The sequence below is a fragment of the Streptomyces sp. WAC00040 genome (genome assembly GCF_056835925.1).
On the sequence record NZ_JAKQZE010000002.1, the window covers coordinates 827,227 to 845,688 of the forward strand.

An 18,462-nucleotide genomic window follows, 5' to 3' on the forward strand; every position below is an offset into this window, starting at 1 on the left:
CAGTGGGGGCTGAGGCGAGCGTCGACGGCGGTTGGTCGGCCTGGCGTCGACGACGGTCGGGCACGTACGGGGAACCGCGCCGTCCCCCGCATCGCTTCCGCGTGCGGGCCGATCTTACTCAAGCCGCGCCGCGCGGCAACCGGTTGACCAAGTCGCCATCCGTCGGGCCGAGTTCGGCTCTTGACGGCGGCGGCGGCCTGCCCCACGCTTTCGTCTGCGATCAAGGTTTCTTCTACCGGAGAGCGGGGTGGCCGATGACGGGCCCGGTGCTTGCCGTCGACCAGGGGACCTCCGGCACCAAGGCGCTCGTCGTCTGTCCCGAACGCGGCGTGATCGGCACCGGTTTCGTGCCCGTGTCACCCCGCTACGGCCCCGGCGGACGCGTCGAGGTGGACCCCGCCGAGCTGCTCGACTCCGTGCTCGGCGCAGGGCGCAGGGCGCTCGCCCGAGCAGGCGAGCCCGTCGAGGCCGTCGGACTGGCCAACCAGGGCGAGACCGTCCTCGCCTGGGATCCCACGACCGGCGAGCCGCTCACCACGGCCATCGTCTGGCAGGACCGGCGCGCGGAACCGCTCTGCGCCGAACTTGCCCCGCAAGCAGAAGAGTTGAGGCAGCTCACTGGGTTACCGCTGGACCCGTACTTCGCCGCACCCAAGATGGCGTGGATCCGCCGCGAGCTCACCCGCGAAGGCGTCGTCACCACCAGCGACTCCTGGCTCGTGCACCGGCTCACCGGCGCGTTCGTCACCGACGCGGCCACGGCGGGCCGCACTCAGCTCCTCGACCTCGACCAGGTCGCCTGGTCGCGGCGGGCACTCGACCTGTTCGGCCTGTCCGGTGAACGGCTGCCCGAGGTCGTGGACGCCGCCGGCCCCGTGGGTGTCACCACCGCCTTCGGCCCCGGGACACCGCTCACCGGACTGCTCGTCGACCAGCAGGCGGCCCTCCTCGCCCAGCGCGTCACCGAACCGGGAATCGCCAAGTGCACCTATGGCACAGGGGCCTTCCTGCTCGCCCACACCGGCCGGCGGCCGCACCGCTCCACCACCGGGCTCGTCGGCTGCGTCGCCTGGCGGCTCGGCGGACAGGCGAGCTACTGCCTGGACGGCCAGGTCTACACCGCGGCCTCCGCCGTCCGATGGCTCACCGACCTCGGGGTCGTCTCCGGCGCCGCGGACCTGGACGCCGTCGGCTCGACCGTCCCCGACAGTGGCGGCGTCACCTTCGTGCCGGCGTTCGCCGGCCTCGCGGCGCCCTGGTGGCGCGGCGACGTCAGAGGCTCGGTGACCGGACTCGCACTGGACACCGGGCCCGGCCACCTCGTGCGCGCACTGTGCGAGGGCATCGCCGCACAGGTCGTCTCCCTCACCGAAGCCGTCGCCGCCGACCTCGGCTCCCCGCTCACCGCGCTGCGGGTCGACGGCGGCCTCACCCGGTCCGCGCTCCTCATGCAGGCACAGGCCGACCTGCTCCAGATGCCCGTGGAGGTCTCCGCACTGCCCGACGCGACCGCACTGGGAGCCGCCGCTGTCGCCCGGCTCGGCATCGACCCGGGCCTGGCGCCGGAGCAGGTGGTCCCCCACCGGAAGCCGTCCGCCGTCTACGAGCCCCGCATCAGCGCCGACCGGGCCGCCGAACGGCTCGGCGTCTTCCGCGGCGAGGTCGATGCACTCCTCGAGCGCTCCCCGTCCGCCGCCGGGGACCACGGCACGCGATGACCGTCACCACCAGCGGCGAACCGCCCGACCGGCTGTACGACGTGATCGTCGTCGGCGCCGGAGTCGTCGGCACCGCCGTCGCCCGCGAACTCGCCCGCCACCGGCTCCGCGTCGCACTCGTCGACGCGGACGACGATGTCGGCAACGGCACTTCCAAGGCCAACACGGCCGTCCTGCACACCGGTTTCGACGCGGCGCCCGGCACCCTGGAGTCCCGGCTGGTACGTGAAGGCCGGCACCGCCTCGCGGCCTACGCCGAACAGAGCGGCATCCCCGTCGAACCCGTCGGCGCGCTCCTCGTCGCCTGGGACCGGGAACAGCTCGCCACCCTGCCCGCGCTCGCCGCCAAGGCCGCCCGCAACGGCTACCACGCCTCCCGCCTGCTCGACGCCGCCGAACTCGCTTGCAGGGAACCGCACCTGGGCCCCGGCGCGCTCGGCGCGCTCGAGGTCCCCGACGAGTGGATCATCTGCCCCTGGACGACGACGCTCGCCTACGCCACCCAGGCCGTCCGCGCAGGCGTCGACCTGCACCTGAACTGCCAAGTACAGTCCGTCACCGCCGGGACCCATCACGAACTGGCCACCTCTCGCGGCCTGTTGCGTACCCGCTACCTCGTCAACGCGGCCGGTCTGCACGCCGACGAACTGGACCGCCGGCTCGGTCGCCAGGACTTCACCGTCACCCCCAGGCGCGGACAGCTCATCGTCTACGACAAGCTCGCCCGCCCCCTCGTCGGGCACATCCTGCTCCCCGTGCCCACGGCGCTCGGCAAGGGCGTCCTCGTCGCACCGACCGTGTACGGGAACGTGATCCTCGGCCCGACCGCGGAGGACCTCGACGACAAACGGGCCACCGGGTCGAGCGCCGAAGGCCTCGAGACCCTGCGGGCGAAGGGCCGACGCATCCTGCCCGCACTGATCGACGAGGAGGTCACCGCCGTCTACGCCGGACTGCGCGCCGCCACCGGGCAGGACGACTACCGTATCCGGGCGCACCCCCGCCTGCGGTACGTCACCGTCGGCGGCATCCGCTCCACAGGACTGACCGCCTCCATGGCGATCGCCGACTACGTCACCGGCCTCCTCGGCGACGCGGGACTCCACCTCGGACCCGCCCGCGACCTCGAACCGGTACGGATGCCGAACATCGGCGAGGCACGCCCGCGCCCGTACCAGCGGGCCGACCTGATCGCCGCCGACCCCGCGTACGGCACGATCGTCTGCCACTGCGAGCGCGTCACCCGCGGTGAGATACGCGACGCGCTCACCAGCACCGTCCCGCCCGGATCGCTCGATGGACTGCGGCGCCGCACCCGGGCCCGCGGCGGCCGCTGCCAGGGCTTCCACTGCGGACCCGCCGTGCGTGCGCTGTTCGAGGACGGCCGTCGATGAGCCGCGCCGAGCGGGCCGTGGACGTCCTCGTCGTCGGGGCGGGACCGGCGGGTCTCGCCACCGCGGCCCACCTGGCCGCGGCAGGCGCCGGTCGGATAGAGGTGCTCGAACGCGAACAGGAACCTGGCGGCATCCCACGCCACAGCCACCACCGGGGCTTCGGACCACGCCACCGCCCGATCACCGGCCCCCGCTACGCCGAGCGCCTCGCCGACGCGGCCCTCGCCGCCGGAGCCGTGGTGCGCACGGGCGTCACCGCGACGGGCTGGGCGGGTCCCCGCACCCTCGACACGACAGGCTCGCACGGCCTCGAACGCCTCACCGCACCCGTCGTCGTCCTGGCGACCGGCGCCCGCGAACGGCCGCGCAGCGCCCGGCTGGTCCCCGGCACCCGGCCGGCCGGCGTCCTCACCACCGGTGAACTCCAGCAGGCCGTCCATGTCCACGGACAACCGGTCGGCAGCCACGCCGTCGTCGTGGCCCCGGCGGGCGCCGACGCCGTCGCCTGTGCCGCCGTCGACACGCTGCGAACGGCCGGGGCCCACGTCGTCGCCCTCGTCACCGCAGGCACCCGGGGCCCCCTCCGGTCACCGCGCCACCGGTTCCCGCTGCTCACCGGGTCGACCGTCGTGGAGCTCACCGGCCACGGCAGGCTGACGGGTGTCCGCGTCCGGAGCGACGACGGCCGCCCCGCACTCCTCGACTGCGACACCGTCGTGTTCACCGGCGACTGGATCCCCGAGCACGAACTCGCCCGTCGCGGCGGCATCGCGCTCGACCCCGGCACCCGTGGACCGGCCGTCGACACCGCCTTCCGCACCGTCGTGCCGGGCGTGTTCGCCGTCGGCAACCTGTTGCACGGCGGCGAGCCGGCGGTGAGCGCCGCCGCCGAGGGCCGCTGCGTCGCCGGCCCGGTCCTCGCACACCTGGCAGGCACCGACCCCTGGCCGGGCGGGGGAGTGCCGCTACGGGCCGAACCGCCGCTGCTGTGGATCGCACCGAACCGTGTGCGCCCCGACGGACCGCCACCCCTCGGAGAGCGCTTCACCCTGCGCACCGCGGAACGCCTCCCCGCGGCCGTCCTCGTCGTCCACCAGGACGGCCGGGTACTGGATTGCCGGCGTCTGCCGCACACCGCCCTGCCCGGCAGGCCCCTCCATCTGTGCGCCCGCTGGACGGCCGCGGCCGACCCGGACGGCGGCCCCGTCGTCATCAGCGTCATGTCCGATTCCCGCCGGTCCGGTGCCTGGGGGCCGCCCATACTGGCCTTATGACCACCGAGGCACGCACGGTAGAGGACAGCCGCTACCAGGCGGTGAGCAGCCGGGACGCACGCTTCGACGGAGTGTTCTTCTTCGCCGTCTCCACGACCGGCATCTACTGCCGGCCCAGCTGCCCCGCCGTCACGCCCAAGCGCGAGAACGTGTCGTTCCATCCCACCGCCGCGGCCGCCCAGAGCGCCGGCTTCCGCGCCTGCCGCCGCTGCCGGCCCGACGCGGTCCCCGGCTCGGCCGAATGGAACGTCCGCGCGGACGTCGTCGGCCGGGCCGTGCGGCTGATCGGCGACGGCATCGTCGACCGGGAAGGCGTCGCGGGTCTCGCCGACCGGTTCGGCTACAGCGCCCGCCAGGTACAGCGCCAACTCAACGCCGAACTCGGCGCGGGCCCCATCGCGCTGGCCCGCGCCCAGCGCGGCCACACCGCACGCGTACTCCTCCAGACGACGACCCTGCGGGCCACCGAGATCGCCTTCGCGGCCGGTTTCGCGAGCGTGCGCCAGTTCAACGACACCATCCGGGAGATCTACGCCGCCACCCCCACCGAACTGCGAGCCCTCAGGCCCGGCCGCCCGGCCGCCGACAAGGGCGCCGTCGGGATCCCGTTGCGGCTCGCGCACCGCGGCCCGTACGCGGCGGCCCGGATGTTCGACCACCTCGCCGCCCATGCCGTCACCGGTGTGGAGGAGGTCACCGGCGGGCCCGGCGGCCGCACATACCGGCGCACCCTGCGGCTGCCCGGCGGCGCCGGGATCGCCGAGGTCCGCGAACGTCCCGGCGTCGGCCATTGGCTGGACTGCCGGCTGCATCTGACGGATCTGCGCGACCTGACCACCGCCAACCAGCGGATGCGCCGCCTCCTCGACCTCGACGCCGATCCGTGCGCCGTCGCCGAGCGCCTCGGCGCCGACCCCACCCTCGCCCCCCACGTCGCGTCCCGCCCCGGTCTGCGCGTCCCAGGTGCCGCGGACCCCCAAGAGACAGCGATCCGCACGGTGGTCGGAACGCCGGCCGCGAGCACCCTCGTGATCGCGCACGGCGAGCCGCTCCCGGAACCGAGCGGCGGCCTCACCCACCTGTTCCCCCGCGCGCGGGACCTGACCGGTACCGACCACCCCGCGCTGCGCGCCTTGGCGGAGGCGCTCGCCAACGGCGATGTGGTGCTCGACCCCGGCGTGGACCGCGAGGAGACGGAGCTCCGGCTGCTGCGGCTGCCCGGCATGGACGCCCGGACCGCCGCCCGGATCCGCATGCACGCCCTCGGCGACCCCGACGTCCTGCTGCCCGGCGACCCGGTGGTCCCCGCCGGCGCGGACACCGGGCGCTGGCGGCCGTGGAGCTCGTACGCGATGCACCACCTGTGGGCGGCCGCCGGCGAGCCGGCGAGCTGACCGGGCACCACCCGCCTCACCCGGACGGTCCAGCAACGCAACGGCTCGGGCCCCCGGCGGCCCGAGAGTGGATGACGTCGCCATCCTCACCGCCCCGGGAGTACCGATGACCACCCTCAACCGACGTGACCTCGGCCTGCTCGTCCTGCGCGTCGGGACCGGCGCGGTCCTCGTCGCCCACGGCACCCAGAAACTGTTCGGCTGGTTCGGCGGCGGCGGCCTGGAAGGCACCGCCAAGGGGATGGAGGCCATGGGCTTCCACCCGCCCAAGCAGAGCGCGATGGCCGCGGGCATCGCGGAGGCGGGCGGTGGCGTGCTCCTCGCCCTCGGCCTCGCCACTCCCGCCGCGGGAGCGGCGGTGACCGGCAACATGGCGGGCGCCGTCTCCGTCCACGCACCGGCCGGCTTCTTCGCCCAGTCCGGCGGCTTCGAGTACCCGGCGTTCCTCGGCTTCACCGCGGCCGCCATCGGCGTCATGGGCCCCGGCCGCTACTCCCTCGACCACGTGACCCGCCACCGCTTCGACGGCCCGTGGATCCTCGCGGGCGCGTTCGCCGCCAGCGCGCTCGCCGCGTCCGCGGTCGTCGGCAAGCGGGCGAAGGGCCGGATCGGGGCGGACGTGGACCCGATGGACTCCGAGAAGGACCAAGAGGTCGACACCCTGGAGGACTAGGGAGCCCGGTCCGTCGCAGGCCCGCGGCCGGGTCATGACAGGATCATGTGTCATGACCCAACAGCGCCCGCCTTTACCGCCGTTCGACCTCGACAGCGCTCTGGCCAAGGTCCAGGCAGCCGAGGACGCCTGGAACACCCGCGACCCGCACAAGGTCTCCCTCGCCTACACCGAGGACTCGGTCTGGCGTAACCGGGAGGTCTTCCTGACCGGCCGTCAGCAGATCGCCGAGTTCCTCACGGCCAAATGGGAGCGTGAGCTGGACTACGTACTGCGCAAGAGCCTGTGGTCCTTCCACGAGAACCGCATAGCCGTCCGCTTCCAGTACGAATGGCACGACGCCGAAGGCCGGTGGTTCCGCAGTTACGGCAACGAACTGTGGGAGTTCGACGAGCGCGGCCTCATGAGCCGCCGTGAGGCGAGCATCAACGACGTGGCCATCCAGGAGTCCGACCGCCGTTACTTCGGGCCGCGCCCCGAGGACGAGCGCGACCAGGGCCACCACATCCCCCTCCGGTGATCCGAGTCCGCCGGGACGCCCCGGCGGACGTGAGGGCCGACGACGCGGTGTGCCGCCGTACGTCGGCCCTCACGTTTTCCGCAGGGCCTCATGCTTCCCTGAGCAGGTCGACGGTCCCGGCCAGGCCCTCGTCGCCGTGGCCCTGGGCCACCCGCCTGCGCATCAGCTCCATGTAGGGCGTGAGGAGCCGGGGATCGACCGACTGGCCCTCGGCCGCGGCCAGGAGCGCGTCGTTCCCCGCCGACATCATGGCGAGGTTGGAGGTGACGCCCTCCGTGTAGTCGCCGCTCTCCAGTTGGGCGGCCATCTCGTGGGTCATGCCGGTCATGGCGCCGAGCCATTGGGTGAGCAGGGCGGCGAAGCCGGCCAGGTCGAGGTCCTTCTCGGGGCGCACCAGGGCGAAGGCGTGGGTGACGCCCGCGAACATCCCGGTCATCGCGCTGAGCAGGGCGATGTCGTGCAGTGCCGCGTGGCCGGCGTCCTCGCCGACGTACTTCGCGCCGGCGGGAACCTCCAGCACCTCCCGATGGCGCTCGAACAGCGCGCGATCACCGCTGTAGAACACATAGCCACCGGTCTCCGGCCGGCCGATCATCGGGGGAACGGCCATGATCCCGCCGTCCAGGAACCGGGCCCCCCGTTCCTCGGCCCAGGCCGCCCGCAGCCGGGACCGGGCGGGCGTGTTGGTGGTCAGGTCGATCAGGTCCTTGCCGGTCAGGTCGACGCCTTCCAGGGTCTCGCCCACGGAGGCGTCATCCAGGAGGCAGAGCACGACGGGACCGGTGGCCGAGGCCAGCGCCTCGGCCGGCGTCGCCGCCACCCGGGCGCCCTCGGCCGCCAGACGTCCGGCCTTGGCCGGGGTGCGGTTCCAGACGGTCAGCGGGTGCCCTGCGACGAGCCAGGCGCGGGCCAGGGCGGTGCCCATGTCACCGAGTCCGAGGAGGGTGACGGGGGTCTTGGAAGAGGTGTGGTTGTCCATGTCCTTCAGCCTCGTACGGGCACAGACCTTGATCAAGTACGCACTTTTTAGTGGGTGGTTACCTAATGGTGAGTGCATGACCAGGCGCGACGCGTAGGTGTGCGGCATCGACGCGGCGATCGACGTGGTCGGCGTCAAGTGGAAGGTCCTCGTCGTGTGGGCGCCGGCAGCCGGCCCCCTGACGGTTCGGTGAGTTCCGGCGCGGCATTCCGGCGTCAGCGAGAAGGTTCTCGCCACCCACCTGCGGGAGTTGGAGTCCGACGGCATCCCCGCCCGGGAAGAGGATCGCGAGGGAGCGGTACGCCTCGTCACCTACGCGCTCACCCCGCTGGGCGTCTCCCTCAACGAGGCGCGCGCCCCCTCGGCGCCTGGGGCAGGAAGCACCAGCTCGAGACCGGAGCCCGCATGACGACGTGTCCCACCGCTCGCGCTGACGGCCGGCTCCCCGTACGTCTCCCTCCGCCCACCCCGCCCGGGCCCGGCGTGCCCGGGGCGAACCTCCAGAGAGGGTTCGAAGCCTGAACAGGGTTTCTGTACGACCTACCGCAAGGCCCCCGCTGTGCGGAGCGGTTCGATGTCGTCAGCGAACGCCTCGCGGGGCCTTGCCGGCGGCCGTGACCTGGCCTTCGGCACGCTGACCACCGGCTTCGGACTCGCCGCGGCCATCGACCGGTGCCGGCGGCGCGGGCCGAGAGGGCCCGGACGCCGTGACCGGCCGACGGGTCCGCCTCGAGGACCAGCGGCCCTGTACCGCGGGCGCAGTACTTTCGCGGCCACTGCGGCATCGGCGGCAGCGGAAGAGTCTGCGTCCGCCGGACGACCGGTGGCAGGTCCGGCGGACATGATCGGCGGACAGCGAGTCGTAACAGTAGAAGGAGCACCTCATGTCAGTTCGGTCCGTGCTTGCCGCACCGGCGGTCGCGCACATCTCCCTCCCGGCCGCCGCCGACGCCTACACCATGAGCTCCGGACGCCTCTGGGCCGCCGTGGCCGCGCTGTTGGGGCTGATCGGCGTGGTCATCGGCGGGCTGGCGCTGGCTCGCCCCGCAGGTCGCTCCGGCACCCGCATCGGCACCGGACGGAGCAGGGCCGTCGTGGCCCTGGGGGCGGGCCTGATCAGCACGGCCCTCGGCGGAGTGGTCATGGCCACCGCAGAGGGTGGACTCGGCACCGGCAACGGGCTGGGCGGCGGCGTCGTGGCCGCGCTGCTGGGGCTGCTCGGCATCGTCCTCGGCGGGCTGGCCCTGGCCCGCATCCGCCGCACCGGCTGACGGGGGCCTGCCCGCCGCCGGTCACCACCGGACGGGCGGTCCGGGCTTGGCCGCCGTCACCACCGCACCGGCAGCCTGCGCACGCCCCTGATCAGCAGCCCCGGCATCCACGGCAGATCCGCCTCGTCCGCGTCCTGCGCCAGGTCCGGGCAGCGTCCCAGCAGTGTGCGGAACGCGATCCGGCCCTCGAGTCGCGCGAGTGGCGCGCCCAGGCAGTAGTGCAGGCCGTGACCGAAGGCGATGTGACCGCGGGCGTCCCGTCGGATGTCGAACCGGTCGGGGTCCTTGAACCGCTCGGGATCCCGGTCGGCGTCCGCCATGGTGATCAGGACGGTGGAGCCGGCGGGAATGGTCACCCCTCCGATCTCGACAGCCTCCAGCGCGAGGCGGTCCGTACAGGTCTCCACCGGACCGTCGTAACGGAGCATCTCCTCGATCGCTCCGTCGAGCAGTCCGAAGTCGGCCCGCAAGGCGGCCAGTTGCTCGGGGTGCGAGAACAGCGCCCGCATGCCGTTGCCGATCAGATTGACCGTCGTCTCGTGCCCGGCGATGAGCAGCAGGACGGACATGCCGATGAGCTCCTCCGGCGACAGCCGGTCCCCGTCGGCGTCCGCCGCGTGGATCAACGCGCTGAGCAGGTCGTCGCCGGGACGCGCCCGCTTGGAGGCGATCAACTCTGCCAGATAGGCGGGCATCTCCTCGTATGCCCGTGCCTCCGCCTCCGGGCTGGTGCGCGCCACCATCTCGTTGGACCAGCGCCGGAAGGCGTCCCGGTCGAGCTCAGGCACACCCAGCAGGTCGCAGATGACGGTCATCGGCAGCGGGAAGGCGAAGGCCGCGATCAGATCCGCACGCCGCGACGGTTCCGCCAGCATGGCGTCGAGCAACTCGTCCGTGACCTGCTGGATGCGCGGCGCCAGCGCGTCGATGCGGCGCGGGGTGAAGCCCTTCGTCACCAGCCGCCGCAGCCGGGTGTGGTCCGGCGGGTCCGACATCAGCATGTGGGCGAGGGCAGGCTGGTCCTGGTCGGTGTTGATGATCTGGCTGACGTTCCCGGACTTGACCCAGTCCCGGCTCAGCCGCGGATCCGTGAAGGCGGCCCGAGCGGTGTCATGACCGAGGACGAGCCAGATCTCCTCGCCGTCGGGATCGAGCACCCGGTGCACGGGCGCCTCCGCCCGGAGCCGCGCGTAGACCGGATAAGGGTCACGGACGAAGTCCGGGCCGAATTCCCGCAGATCGACGATGGGCGTGGCCGCCATGTGTTCCCCCAGTTCACGAGTCGAATCGCACGCTAACGCGAACGAGGGGCGGACGGGCATCCGGTTTCGGTCAATGATCCGCCCCTGTTCGCGGGCGCCGATGAGTTCCGGGCGCCGCGGCCGTCAACAGTGTCGGATCAACCTGCGGGGCCGGCACCTCGAAAGGCGCAGGAACCGCAGGAGCCGCAGGAGCCGAGGAGGGAAGCGGGTGCCCACGACGCCGCGGTCCGGCCCACCCGGTGTCATCGCGCAGGAGCACACAAGCAGGGCTCGCACACGGGGGTGCCGTCGAGGATCCGCGTCACGCTCGGGCGAGGACGCAGAACTCGTGGCTCTCCGGGTCGGCCAGGCACCTCCACGGGACGTCGCCCTGGCCGACGTCGAGGTCGGTGGCGCCGAGGGCGTGCAGCCGTGCGACCTCCGCCTCTTGATCGTCGACGGGGTACCGCAGCAGGTCCAGATGGACGCGGTCCGGCCCGGTCCGCCCGCCGCGCGTGCGGAGGAACTCGAGATACGGGCCGACCTCCTTGGCGGAGCGCCACACCGCATGGTCGTCCGTGACCTCGTGCAGGGTCCAGTCCATCACCTCGCCCCAGAACCGGGCCATGGCCCGCGGATCCGCGCAGTCGACCACCACCCGGGCGATCGGCCCGGTGTCCCGGTAGATCTCCCGAGGCTCCAGCACGCAGAACTCGTTGCCCTCCGGGTCGGCGAGGACCGTCCACGGCACGTCGCCCTGGCCCACGTGGGCAGGCGTCGCACCGAGAGAGCGGAGGCGCGTGACCAACTCCGTCTGATGAGCCACGGAGGTGGTGGCGAGATCGAGGTGCACACGGTTCTTTGCCGTCGTCCTGGGTTCCGGGACGGCGATGACGTCGACGCAGACAGTGACCGGGTCCAACCAATCGAAGCCGACGGGTTTGACAGCAGTCGCGCCGGGTTCCTCGTCGATGACACGCCAGCCGAGCGCCTCCCCCCAGAACCGGCCGACCGCCGAGCAGTCAAGAGCCTTTATGTTCACCAGAACGGGCCGCAGTGCCATGCCGACGATCCTATGCACCCGCTCGGGGACGACCTCCGTCGGCCGCCGAGCAGACATCCACTCGCTCACCGGCCGGGCTCCCCGGCCGGAAGGCTCAACCACGTTGGTCACCAGGCGCAAGGCTCAACCACCCTGGAGGGGAGCGTGCCTGACGGCCGCCCCTTCACGGTGCCGTGCCGTCCCCCGATCGGGGATCTCAGCGGGAGTGGCAGGCTGGAGCGCCCTACGACCAGCTCCGGGTCCGGCACCAGCCGCCTCCGGACGACCTGACAGGCCCCGCCGCCCAGGCGAGCGTACGGACCTCCGCCACCTGGGCCCCAGAGCTGGCGGACGGCGCCGACAGGGGATACCGCTGAGGCATGGCTGGGATCGAACTGCAGACAGCAGCATTCAACGACCACGCACTCGTCCCGAGACGCTACGCACGGGACGGCGACAACATCTCCCCACCGATGACCTGGTCCGGCGTACCCGACGGCACGGCAGAGCTGCTCCTGCTCTGCGAGGACCCCGACGCTCCCTCCGGCACCTTCGTCCACTGGCTCGTCACCGGCATCAACGCGGCCGACGGTTCGGTGGAAGCAGGCGAAACACCCTCAGGCGGTACGCCCCGGACCAACGGCTTCGGGGAAACCGGCTGGGGCGGACCGCAACCACCCGTGGGCGACGAGGCACACCGGTACTTCTTCCGCCTCTACGCACTGCCCGAGCCCGTGGCACTCCCCGACCACGCCACCGCCGACGACGTCCACCGCGCCGTCGACGAGGCACAACTGGCCAGCGGCACGATCGTCGGCCTCTACCAGCGCTGACCGGAACGGCGCGGCCGCACACACGGGACCGGCCCGGCAACGGGGGCCGGTCCCGTGTGTGCGGCGAGCCGGCTACGGCCCACGGCGTCGGGGTGCTCCCGCGGTACGCCGGCCGGGCCTCGCCGTGGAACGGCGAGGCCCGGGAGCGACCGGCCGGCCGAGGCGCCCGAACCGGCTCAGGTGCCGAGTCGAGAACGCAGCAGTTCCTTGCCGAGCTCGGCCCCCTTGCGGCTGTCGGCCTGCGCCTTGCGGAACAGCTCGACGATCTCGGTGTCGTTGTCGCGTTCCGCGTCCTTGATGTAGGTCTCCATCCGCAGCGCGTTGCTCAGGCACGCCTCGATGTACCAGATCAGGTTGTAGTGCTTGTCCTTCGTGCCGGTGATGTCGCCGGTCTCGCTGGTGCTCATGGTGTCGGTTCCCTTCCTTGTGCTGTGTGCGCTTCACATGTGCGGTTCGTGCGGCCGGTGAACGGGGGAGGCCGGGATCCGGTCTCAGTGGTGTTTGCCGGTGATCAGGTCCCGGGCCCGGTCCACCAGGCCGGCTCCGGGGGCGAGGATCTTGTTCGCGGGAGGCGTGTCGGGAGCGGCGGGATGCGGCCGGGTCGGCGCCGTCTTCTTCGCCCGGCGGATCTTCTCCCCCAGGTCGGCCAGCGTTTCGGGGGTGCAGGCGCTTTCCAGCAGGGGGAAGAGCCTGTTCTCCTCGTCCCGCACGTGCTCGGCGACCTCGAGTTTCAGCTTCGCGACCAAGTGGTTGAAATCGATGTGGTCGGGTTCGAGGCCCTCGAGCTCCTTCAGCATCCGCTCGACGCCGGCGTGATCCTCGAGCTCCTTGTCGGCGAGACCGTCGCCTCCGTCGACGTGGCGGCGCACCGCCGGATACAGGTACTCCTCCTCGGCGACGGCGTGCCGCACCAGTTCCACCGTCAGCTCGTCCACGAGTTCCCGGCGGCGCGAGTCCGCGACCGGCTGCATCTCGATCCGGGCGAACAGCGCATCCACCTCGCGGTGGTCCGCCGTGAGTTCCTCGATGACGTTCCCGCCGTGTCCCATGCCGGTCCCTTCTTGATCTCGGCCGGAGCCGAGCAGATCGGTTCACCGTGGCAGCGCGAGTACCCATAGTCCTGGCCGACACGCACGCGACAGCTGAAGCAGGGCAATTCGGGCGACATCGGCAACGGGTGGAAGCGTCGCCGGCTCCTGCCGGGGGCCACCGGAGAGCACGACACGCCCGTCACCCACAGGTACCAATTACGAGTCCGCCCGTTCACCTGCGCCGTTCGCACGACATGCTCCGGTATCGCCCCGGAGACGACCTCTCGCCCCTGGCGACACTCCGAAGCGGAATGCAAACCCTGAGGCGGGCCGCGCCGAATTCACGGGCGGCTGTTCTGATCGCGGGGACAGCAATGGGTTCGCTGCCTTCGGGCGGTTTCATAGCGGGCAACTGCCCCTGGAGCGCTCCGATTTCGTCGGCAGAACCGCGGAAAACTGCCTGCCTCGGCACGAGCGTTCCATGTCGCGACCCCCTCCTGGCGGTGCGGCGAGCGTGCGGCTGCCCCCGTCGATGGGGCAGCGGCACGCTGATTCCCGGCGTCCGTGTCCGGCCTCGGCCGCTCAGAGCTCGGAGCACTCCACGGGGATCCACAGCTCCGCGTCGGCGTGCGCCCCGTCCGCCGACACGATGACCCGCAGAATCTCGGGCCCCGGCCTGCTCCGGTACGGGTTCGAGGGGAACCACTGCGTGAAAACGTCCCGCCACAGGAATTGCAGAGCCTGCGGAAACGCGCCCGAACTCTCGAACACGGCCCACGTCCCGGCCGGAACGGCGAGGACATCCGTGCCCTCCGGCGCCTCGGCGCCGGTCACCACGCCGTGGTAATAGTCGAGTTCCGTCCCCTCCGCCCGGCTCGGGTCGAGGTCGTCGCTCACCGCGACGATCCCCTGCGGCTCCTGGTCGGACAACTCCGCGAGCCGCCGGACCGTCTCCTTGTCGAGGCCCCGGATGAACTCGGCGATGGCCGGGTTCACCCCCTCGTGCACAAGAGGCACGCGGGCCTTCATACCGACCACACGGAACTCGTCCCTGTCCACAACCCTGTACCGCATACTGCCGCTCCCTTCGACGGTGAGACGGAAGGACAACCGCTGCTGGGACCGCAGAGCCGCACCGGTCCGCCGGGCCTCGCCCGGACCGACGCCGTGCACGGCGCGGAACGCCCGCGCGAACGCCTCCCCGGAGCCGTAGCCGTAGCGCACCGCGATCTCAAGGAGCGTCCGCCTGCCGGCGAGCACCTCGGCCCCCGCGACGGTCAGCCGCCTGCGCCGGACGTACTCCGACAGCGACATCCCCGCGAGCGCGGAGAACAGCCGGCGGAAGTGGTATTCCGACGTCATCGCGATGCGCGCCAGGTCGGCCACGTCGATCTGTTGATCGAGACGGCTCTCGATGTGCTCCATGGCCTGGTTCAGCCGCTCCAGCACCCCGCTCTCCTCCCTTGACGACACTCACGCTAGGAGGGCCCCATCCTGTCGGACCCGACATTCTGTGCCCGATCCGGTCGGGTACGGCGGGCCCTGACGGGCAGTAGGCCACGCCCACGGCGGACCGGGCCCGGGTGCGGCCCCCGGGACGGGCAGGTGCGGGACAGCGACGCGCGGCTGGTAATGAGGAGAGGGCTATGCCGCCGGTGCCGGCGGACACACGACGGCCGTAGTCGTCGGGAGTGCCGACGTCGCCGTCGTGGTTCCAGTCGTTGCCGAGCCAACTCCGGCCGCACTCGAAGGGCATCCTGAAGGCGGGCCGGCCGCTCCGCCCCGCCTCTGACGAGGTGCCATGGGGCGCCGTGGAGGTGGTCGGAGCGGTGACCGCGACCGCGACAACCGCACTGACGGCGGTCGGCGACCGGCGAATGCGCCTGTGCATGATCCCCGCTGAGGGCAGAGGGGTAGAACCGGTCGCCGAAAGCCGACCGACGGAACGGGGGTCGACGGCGGCCCCGTGCTGCTGTTCAGCGGCGCCCGACACCAAGAGGCCGGAGAGCCGATTTCACGGACACGGGCATGCGAATGCCTGACCGAAACATGGTCAGCACCAGCAGCACGGCGGTGTCCGGTCTTCGGTCCGTGATCGGACCAGTCATGCGGGCAGGCGTGTGGCGAGCACGGCGACGTCGTCGGTGGTCTGCGAGGCGAGACCGGTGAGGAGTTCGTCACAGAATTCTTCCAGCGGTTCCCGGGCCACGGCGGCGGCCTGCTGGCGCAGCCGTGTCATGCCGCGGTGGACGGGTTCGCCACGGCGTTCGATCAGCCCGTCCGTGTAGAGCACGAGGGTGGAGCCGGCGGGCAGCGGGCAGCGGGCGCTGTCGCGCGGAAGGTCGGGCAGGGCGCCCAGGAGCGGGCCGTGGCCCTCTTCGAGGAAGAGGGTGTCGCCGTCGTGGGTGACGAGCAGCGGCGGCGGGTGGCCGGCGTTGGAGTAGTGCAGCTCCCACGGCCCGTCGTCACCGCCCTTGAGGACGCCGTACACACAGGTGGCGGTGACGTCTGGGTAGAGCTGGTGATGTGCGACGTCCAGGCGGTTCAGAATGTGGCCGGGCGGCTCCTCGCGGTCGAGGGCGATGCCGCGGAGCATGTTGCGCAGCTGCCCCATGGTGACCGTGGCACGCAGATCGTGGCCCGCCACATCGCCGATGATCATGGCAATGTTCCCGTGGGGCAGCGGGAAGCTGTCGTACCAGTCGCCGCCCACCTCCGCGGTGGCCTGCGAGGGCGTGTAGCGGGCCGCACGCTGCGGGGTGCCCGGACCTGACAGGTTCGGCAGCAGCGAGCGCTGAAGACGTTCGGCGATGCGAGAGGTCTCGCGGTAGAGCCGGGCGTTGTCGACCGCGAGCGCGACGCGTCGGGCGAGATCCTCCACGAGAGCGCAGTCCGCCTCCATCAGCGGCCACTCACCGCTCGTCCGGCCGACCGTGATCGCGCCGAGGATGTCGGGCCTGGCCCGCAGTGGGGCCACGATGGCCGTGTCCGTGTCCAGTTGACGGAACAGTTCCAGCGGCCGGGCATGGAACGGGTCCGCGTGGGCGGGCGGGAAGTCGCCGTGGTGAAGCAGCAGCGGCCCGGCCCCGCGCAGGACCCTCGCGACCGGCCCGGTCGCCACGTCGGCCGGTACCGGAAGCGCGCCCTCCAGGGGGCTGGCGGCGGGCGGGCCGGCGTCACGATGCGTGACGGCGACCCGCTCCAGTGTGCCGTCGACGTCCAGGAGATCGATCGCACACCAGTCGCCGAGCTGATGGACAACGAGCCGCGACACGCGCCGCAATGCCTCCCGGACATCGAGGGTGGCGGCCAGGGCGGCGCCCACGTCGGCCAGTAGGGCCAGCCGGTCCAGCGCCTGCTGAAGCACGGCATCGATGTCGTACGCGTCGTCTTCCACGTCAGCCTCCCCGCGCTCGTACGGCAGGGATCCGGCCCGCCCGGCCTCCATGAGCGAGGGCACCCGCATGCCGCATTCCCATTATCCGGACAGGGGCCCACGGTGACCGGCCGACCCGGGGCGAGGCCCACGCCGGGCTTCACGCCGACCGCCTTCACGGCGGACGGCTCACTCCACCGGTGCTGCTCACTCCACCGGTGTGCGGTGCAGGGAGATCAGCAGTCGCCAGACCCCCACCGACATCGATTGCGGCGAGGCGTCGATCACGCCGTGCAGCCAGTCCGCGAGGACGCCTGCGAAGGCCGCCGCGACCGCCGAGGCGATCATGGCCGGGGCGGGGGCGCCGGCCAGTTCCCGTTCCGCGCGGCTCCGGGCGCGCAGTTCCTGGTGGAGCAGGTCGCCCAACGGACCGCTTCCGCCTTCCCGGAGCAGGCCGCGGTAGAGGGAACGGTGCTCGGACAGCTCCGTGAAGAAGGCGGTCAGCGGTAGTGGAGGCTGCTCGGGATCCGGCGTGCCCCGCCACGCATGGAGCGCCTCGACCGCATCCCTGACGATCTCGGCGCAGGCGTCCAGTGCCAGTGCGTCCAGGTCCGGATAATGCAGGTAGAACGTGGCCCTGCCGACCGACGCCCGGCGCACCACGGCCGCCACGCTGACCTCGTCGAGGGTGCGTCCGGCGCATTCCTCGAGCAGGGCGGCCCGCAGCCTGGCCCTGGTGCGCGCCGCCCTGGGGTCGCTCATCCGGCGACCAGTACGGCGGTGAGGGCCAGCGCGCCGGGCAGCGCCTGAGCGACGAAGATGCGCCGATTGGCCGTGAAGCCTCCGTAGAGGCCCGCGACCACCACGCACGACAGGAAGAAGATCTGTACGTGTTGTCCTGTCGGGTCCGAGGCGATCAGACCCCAGGCGAGGCCGGCGGCGAGAAAGCCGTTGTAAAGCCCCTGGTTCGCGGCGAGAGGAGCGGTAGCGCGTGCCATGTCCCTGTCGAAGCCGGACAGCGACCTGCCGGGGCCGCGCTCCCACAGGAACATCTCCAGAATCAGGATGTAGACGTGCAGAGCGGCCACCAGGCCGACCAGTGCGTTGGCTGTGACGGTCATCGATGCGCCTCATCTTCTGGACGGTTGTCCATCAACTATAGACACATGTCCAGAAGGTCGGCGCACGGCCCCCGGCCGATCGTTCGCCCGGGAAAGGGGAGCACGGTCCTGTGACCGGGCACGACCCTGCGGCCGGCCCGCGGAAGGGAAAGCGGAACGGCGAAGCCGCGAACGAGGGGAACGGTGAAAGCGGTGGACCGGCGGCGAGTCCTGCTCAGCGGCCGCGCGCCGGGCGCTGGGCCTGCACGATCAGCAGCACGCCGCCCAGTAGCACCGCGGCCCCGGACATCGTGACGGCGGAACGAAGGCCGGCCTCGACCAGCACGGCGCCCGCGACCTGAATGACGAGCGCGAGAGCGATCGCCAACTGCGCCCACCCGAAGAGATGCGGACGGACGATGTACTGCCGCTGCACGGGCAGCAGCCAGCCCGAACGGAGCGCAGCCACCCCACTGGCAGCGACGAGCAACGCCATCAGGCCGAGCGGTATGCCGAGATAAAGAGTCATGTTTCACCTTTCTTGTGGCGCGAGCATGGCACGCCGACCGCGCGCCTGACCAGAGCGTTCGCGCACTTCGGGCCGGGTGCCTGCGGT

At 72.0% G+C, this 18,462-nt stretch carries 18 protein-coding genes and 1 pseudogene; 9 read left to right on the forward strand and 10 right to left on the reverse strand.

From position 1 onward, the window contains the following. Positions 1-254 precede the first annotated feature (254 nt). The 6 genes from MDN94_RS23150 to MDN94_RS23175 all read left to right on the forward strand — a co-directional run bounded on the left by MDN94_RS23150 (position 255) and on the right by MDN94_RS23175 (position 6,973). On the forward strand, positions 255-1,718 hold the full coding sequence (locus tag MDN94_RS23150) for an FGGY family carbohydrate kinase (protein WP_482727785.1): 1,464 nt from the start codon (positions 255-257) through the stop codon (positions 1,716-1,718). Further along, a complete protein-coding gene (locus MDN94_RS23155) occupies positions 1,715-3,112 on the forward strand; it encodes an FAD-dependent oxidoreductase (RefSeq protein WP_482727786.1) in 1,398 nt (465 codons plus the stop codon). The genes MDN94_RS23150 and MDN94_RS23155 overlap by 4 nt, the downstream gene beginning before the upstream one ends. Continuing rightward, complete coding sequence (locus MDN94_RS23160; protein WP_482727787.1) at positions 3,109-4,386, forward strand: FAD-dependent oxidoreductase; 1,278 nt, start codon at positions 3,109-3,111, stop codon at positions 4,384-4,386. Before MDN94_RS23155 ends, MDN94_RS23160 begins: the two co-directional genes overlap by 4 nt. Continuing rightward, positions 4,383-5,780 carry a DNA-3-methyladenine glycosylase 2 family protein gene (locus MDN94_RS23165; protein ID WP_482727788.1) on the forward strand — a complete coding sequence of 466 codons (1,398 nt, stop codon included), beginning with the start codon at positions 4,383-4,385 and terminating at the stop codon, positions 5,778-5,780. Before MDN94_RS23160 ends, MDN94_RS23165 begins: the two co-directional genes overlap by 4 nt. A gap of 106 nt (positions 5,781-5,886) precedes the next feature. After that, entirely contained in the window at positions 5,887-6,453 is a 567-nt protein-coding gene (locus MDN94_RS23170) for a DoxX family protein (RefSeq protein WP_482727789.1), read from the forward strand. A gap of 52 nt (positions 6,454-6,505) precedes the next feature. Beyond that, a complete protein-coding gene (locus MDN94_RS23175; protein ID WP_482727790.1) occupies positions 6,506-6,973 on the forward strand; it encodes a nuclear transport factor 2 family protein in 468 nt (155 codons plus the stop codon). An 88-nt stretch (positions 6,974-7,061) separates the two neighbouring features. On the opposite strand, the gene MDN94_RS23180 is transcribed toward MDN94_RS23175, so the two are convergent. Beyond that, entirely contained in the window at positions 7,062-7,952 is an 891-nt protein-coding gene (locus MDN94_RS23180) for an NAD(P)-dependent oxidoreductase (RefSeq protein ID WP_482728219.1), read from the reverse strand. A gap of 97 nt (positions 7,953-8,049) precedes the next feature. On the opposite strand from MDN94_RS23180, the pseudogene MDN94_RS23185 reads away from it, so the two are divergent. Together MDN94_RS23185 and MDN94_RS23190 are read left to right on the forward strand one after the other, a co-directional pair. Then, positions 8,050-8,474: pseudogene (locus MDN94_RS23185) on the forward strand (winged helix-turn-helix transcriptional regulator). Positions 8,475-8,836: 362 nt separating this feature from the next. After that, positions 8,837-9,223 (forward strand): DUF6223 family protein, encoded by a 387-nt coding sequence (locus tag MDN94_RS23190; RefSeq protein WP_482727791.1) that lies wholly within the window; start codon positions 8,837-8,839, stop codon positions 9,221-9,223. A gap of 56 nt (positions 9,224-9,279) precedes the next feature. Here MDN94_RS23190 and MDN94_RS23195 read toward each other — a convergent pair whose 3' ends face one another. Both MDN94_RS23195 and MDN94_RS23200 read right to left on the reverse strand, forming a co-directional pair. Next, on the reverse strand, positions 9,280-10,485 hold the full coding sequence (locus MDN94_RS23195) for a cytochrome P450 family protein (protein ID WP_482727792.1): 1,206 nt from the start codon (positions 10,483-10,485) through the stop codon (positions 9,280-9,282). 301 nt (positions 10,486-10,786) lie between these two features. Continuing rightward, positions 10,787-11,527, reverse strand: a complete 741-nt coding sequence (locus tag MDN94_RS23200; protein ID WP_482727793.1) for a VOC family protein — start codon at positions 11,525-11,527, stop codon at positions 10,787-10,789. A 359-nt stretch (positions 11,528-11,886) separates the two neighbouring features. Between MDN94_RS23200 and MDN94_RS23205 the strand changes: the two genes are divergently transcribed. Then, entirely contained in the window at positions 11,887-12,339 is a 453-nt protein-coding gene (locus MDN94_RS23205; RefSeq protein WP_482727794.1) for a YbhB/YbcL family Raf kinase inhibitor-like protein, read from the forward strand. Between the two features lie 176 nt (positions 12,340-12,515). Here the strand turns inward: MDN94_RS23205 and MDN94_RS23210 are convergent, their stop codons facing one another. From MDN94_RS23210 to MDN94_RS23240, 7 genes are all read right to left on the reverse strand, one after another. Further along, positions 12,516-12,746: a hypothetical protein gene (locus MDN94_RS23210; protein WP_482727795.1), complete on the reverse strand. Its 231-nt coding sequence runs from the start codon at positions 12,744-12,746 to the stop codon at positions 12,516-12,518. Between the two features lie 84 nt (positions 12,747-12,830). Further along, positions 12,831-13,388: a hemerythrin domain-containing protein gene (locus MDN94_RS23215; RefSeq protein WP_482727796.1), complete on the reverse strand. Its 558-nt coding sequence runs from the start codon at positions 13,386-13,388 to the stop codon at positions 12,831-12,833. Positions 13,389-13,952: 564 nt separating this feature from the next. Then, complete coding sequence (locus tag MDN94_RS23220; RefSeq protein WP_482727797.1) at positions 13,953-14,819, reverse strand: GyrI-like domain-containing protein; 867 nt, start codon at positions 14,817-14,819, stop codon at positions 13,953-13,955. Between the two features lie 655 nt (positions 14,820-15,474). Then, positions 15,475-16,836, reverse strand: a complete 1,362-nt coding sequence (locus MDN94_RS23225; RefSeq protein ID WP_482727798.1) for a PP2C family protein-serine/threonine phosphatase — start codon at positions 16,834-16,836, stop codon at positions 15,475-15,477. Between the two features lie 117 nt (positions 16,837-16,953). Further along, a complete protein-coding gene (locus MDN94_RS23230; protein WP_482727799.1) occupies positions 16,954-17,508 on the reverse strand; it encodes a TetR/AcrR family transcriptional regulator in 555 nt (184 codons plus the stop codon). Continuing rightward, complete coding sequence (locus MDN94_RS23235; RefSeq protein WP_482727800.1) at positions 17,505-17,867, reverse strand: DUF1304 domain-containing protein; 363 nt, start codon at positions 17,865-17,867, stop codon at positions 17,505-17,507. The genes MDN94_RS23230 and MDN94_RS23235 overlap by 4 nt, the downstream gene beginning before the upstream one ends. 214 nt (positions 17,868-18,081) lie before the next feature. Beyond that, on the reverse strand, positions 18,082-18,375 hold the full coding sequence (locus MDN94_RS23240) for a hypothetical protein (protein WP_482727801.1): 294 nt from the start codon (positions 18,373-18,375) through the stop codon (positions 18,082-18,084). Positions 18,376-18,462: the final 87 nt, after the last annotated feature.

Excerpts from the sequence above, each read along its gene's own strand:
- MDN94_RS23150 (WP_482727785.1), top strand. The coding sequence starts at position 255 with ATGACGGGCCCGGTGCTTGCCGTCGACCAGGGGACCTCCGGCACCAAG.
- MDN94_RS23155 (WP_482727786.1), top strand. The coding sequence starts at position 1,715 with ATGACCGTCACCACCAGCGGCGAACCGCCCGACCGGCTGTACGACGTG.
- MDN94_RS23160 (WP_482727787.1), top strand. The coding sequence starts at position 3,109 with ATGAGCCGCGCCGAGCGGGCCGTGGACGTCCTCGTCGTCGGGGCGGGA.
- MDN94_RS23165 (WP_482727788.1), top strand. The coding sequence starts at position 4,383 with ATGACCACCGAGGCACGCACGGTAGAGGACAGCCGCTACCAGGCGGTG.
- MDN94_RS23170 (WP_482727789.1), top strand. The coding sequence starts at position 5,887 with ATGACCACCCTCAACCGACGTGACCTCGGCCTGCTCGTCCTGCGCGTC.
- MDN94_RS23175 (WP_482727790.1), top strand. The coding sequence starts at position 6,506 with ATGACCCAACAGCGCCCGCCTTTACCGCCGTTCGACCTCGACAGCGCT.
- MDN94_RS23180 (WP_482728219.1), bottom strand. The coding sequence starts at position 7,952 with ATGGACAACCACACCTCTTCCAAGACCCCCGTCACCCTCCTCGGACTC.
- MDN94_RS23190 (WP_482727791.1), top strand. The coding sequence starts at position 8,837 with ATGTCAGTTCGGTCCGTGCTTGCCGCACCGGCGGTCGCGCACATCTCC.
- MDN94_RS23195 (WP_482727792.1), bottom strand. The coding sequence starts at position 10,485 with ATGGCGGCCACGCCCATCGTCGATCTGCGGGAATTCGGCCCGGACTTC.
- MDN94_RS23200 (WP_482727793.1), bottom strand. The coding sequence starts at position 11,527 with ATGGCACTGCGGCCCGTTCTGGTGAACATAAAGGCTCTTGACTGCTCG.
- MDN94_RS23205 (WP_482727794.1), top strand. The coding sequence starts at position 11,887 with ATGGCTGGGATCGAACTGCAGACAGCAGCATTCAACGACCACGCACTC.
- MDN94_RS23210 (WP_482727795.1), bottom strand. The coding sequence starts at position 12,746 with ATGAGCACCAGCGAGACCGGCGACATCACCGGCACGAAGGACAAGCAC.
- MDN94_RS23215 (WP_482727796.1), bottom strand. The coding sequence starts at position 13,388 with ATGGGACACGGCGGGAACGTCATCGAGGAACTCACGGCGGACCACCGC.
- MDN94_RS23225 (WP_482727798.1), bottom strand. The coding sequence starts at position 16,836 with ATGCGGGTGCCCTCGCTCATGGAGGCCGGGCGGGCCGGATCCCTGCCG.
- MDN94_RS23230 (WP_482727799.1), bottom strand. The coding sequence starts at position 17,508 with ATGAGCGACCCCAGGGCGGCGCGCACCAGGGCCAGGCTGCGGGCCGCC.
- MDN94_RS23235 (WP_482727800.1), bottom strand. The coding sequence starts at position 17,867 with ATGACCGTCACAGCCAACGCACTGGTCGGCCTGGTGGCCGCTCTGCAC.
- MDN94_RS23240 (WP_482727801.1), bottom strand. The coding sequence starts at position 18,375 with ATGACTCTTTATCTCGGCATACCGCTCGGCCTGATGGCGTTGCTCGTC.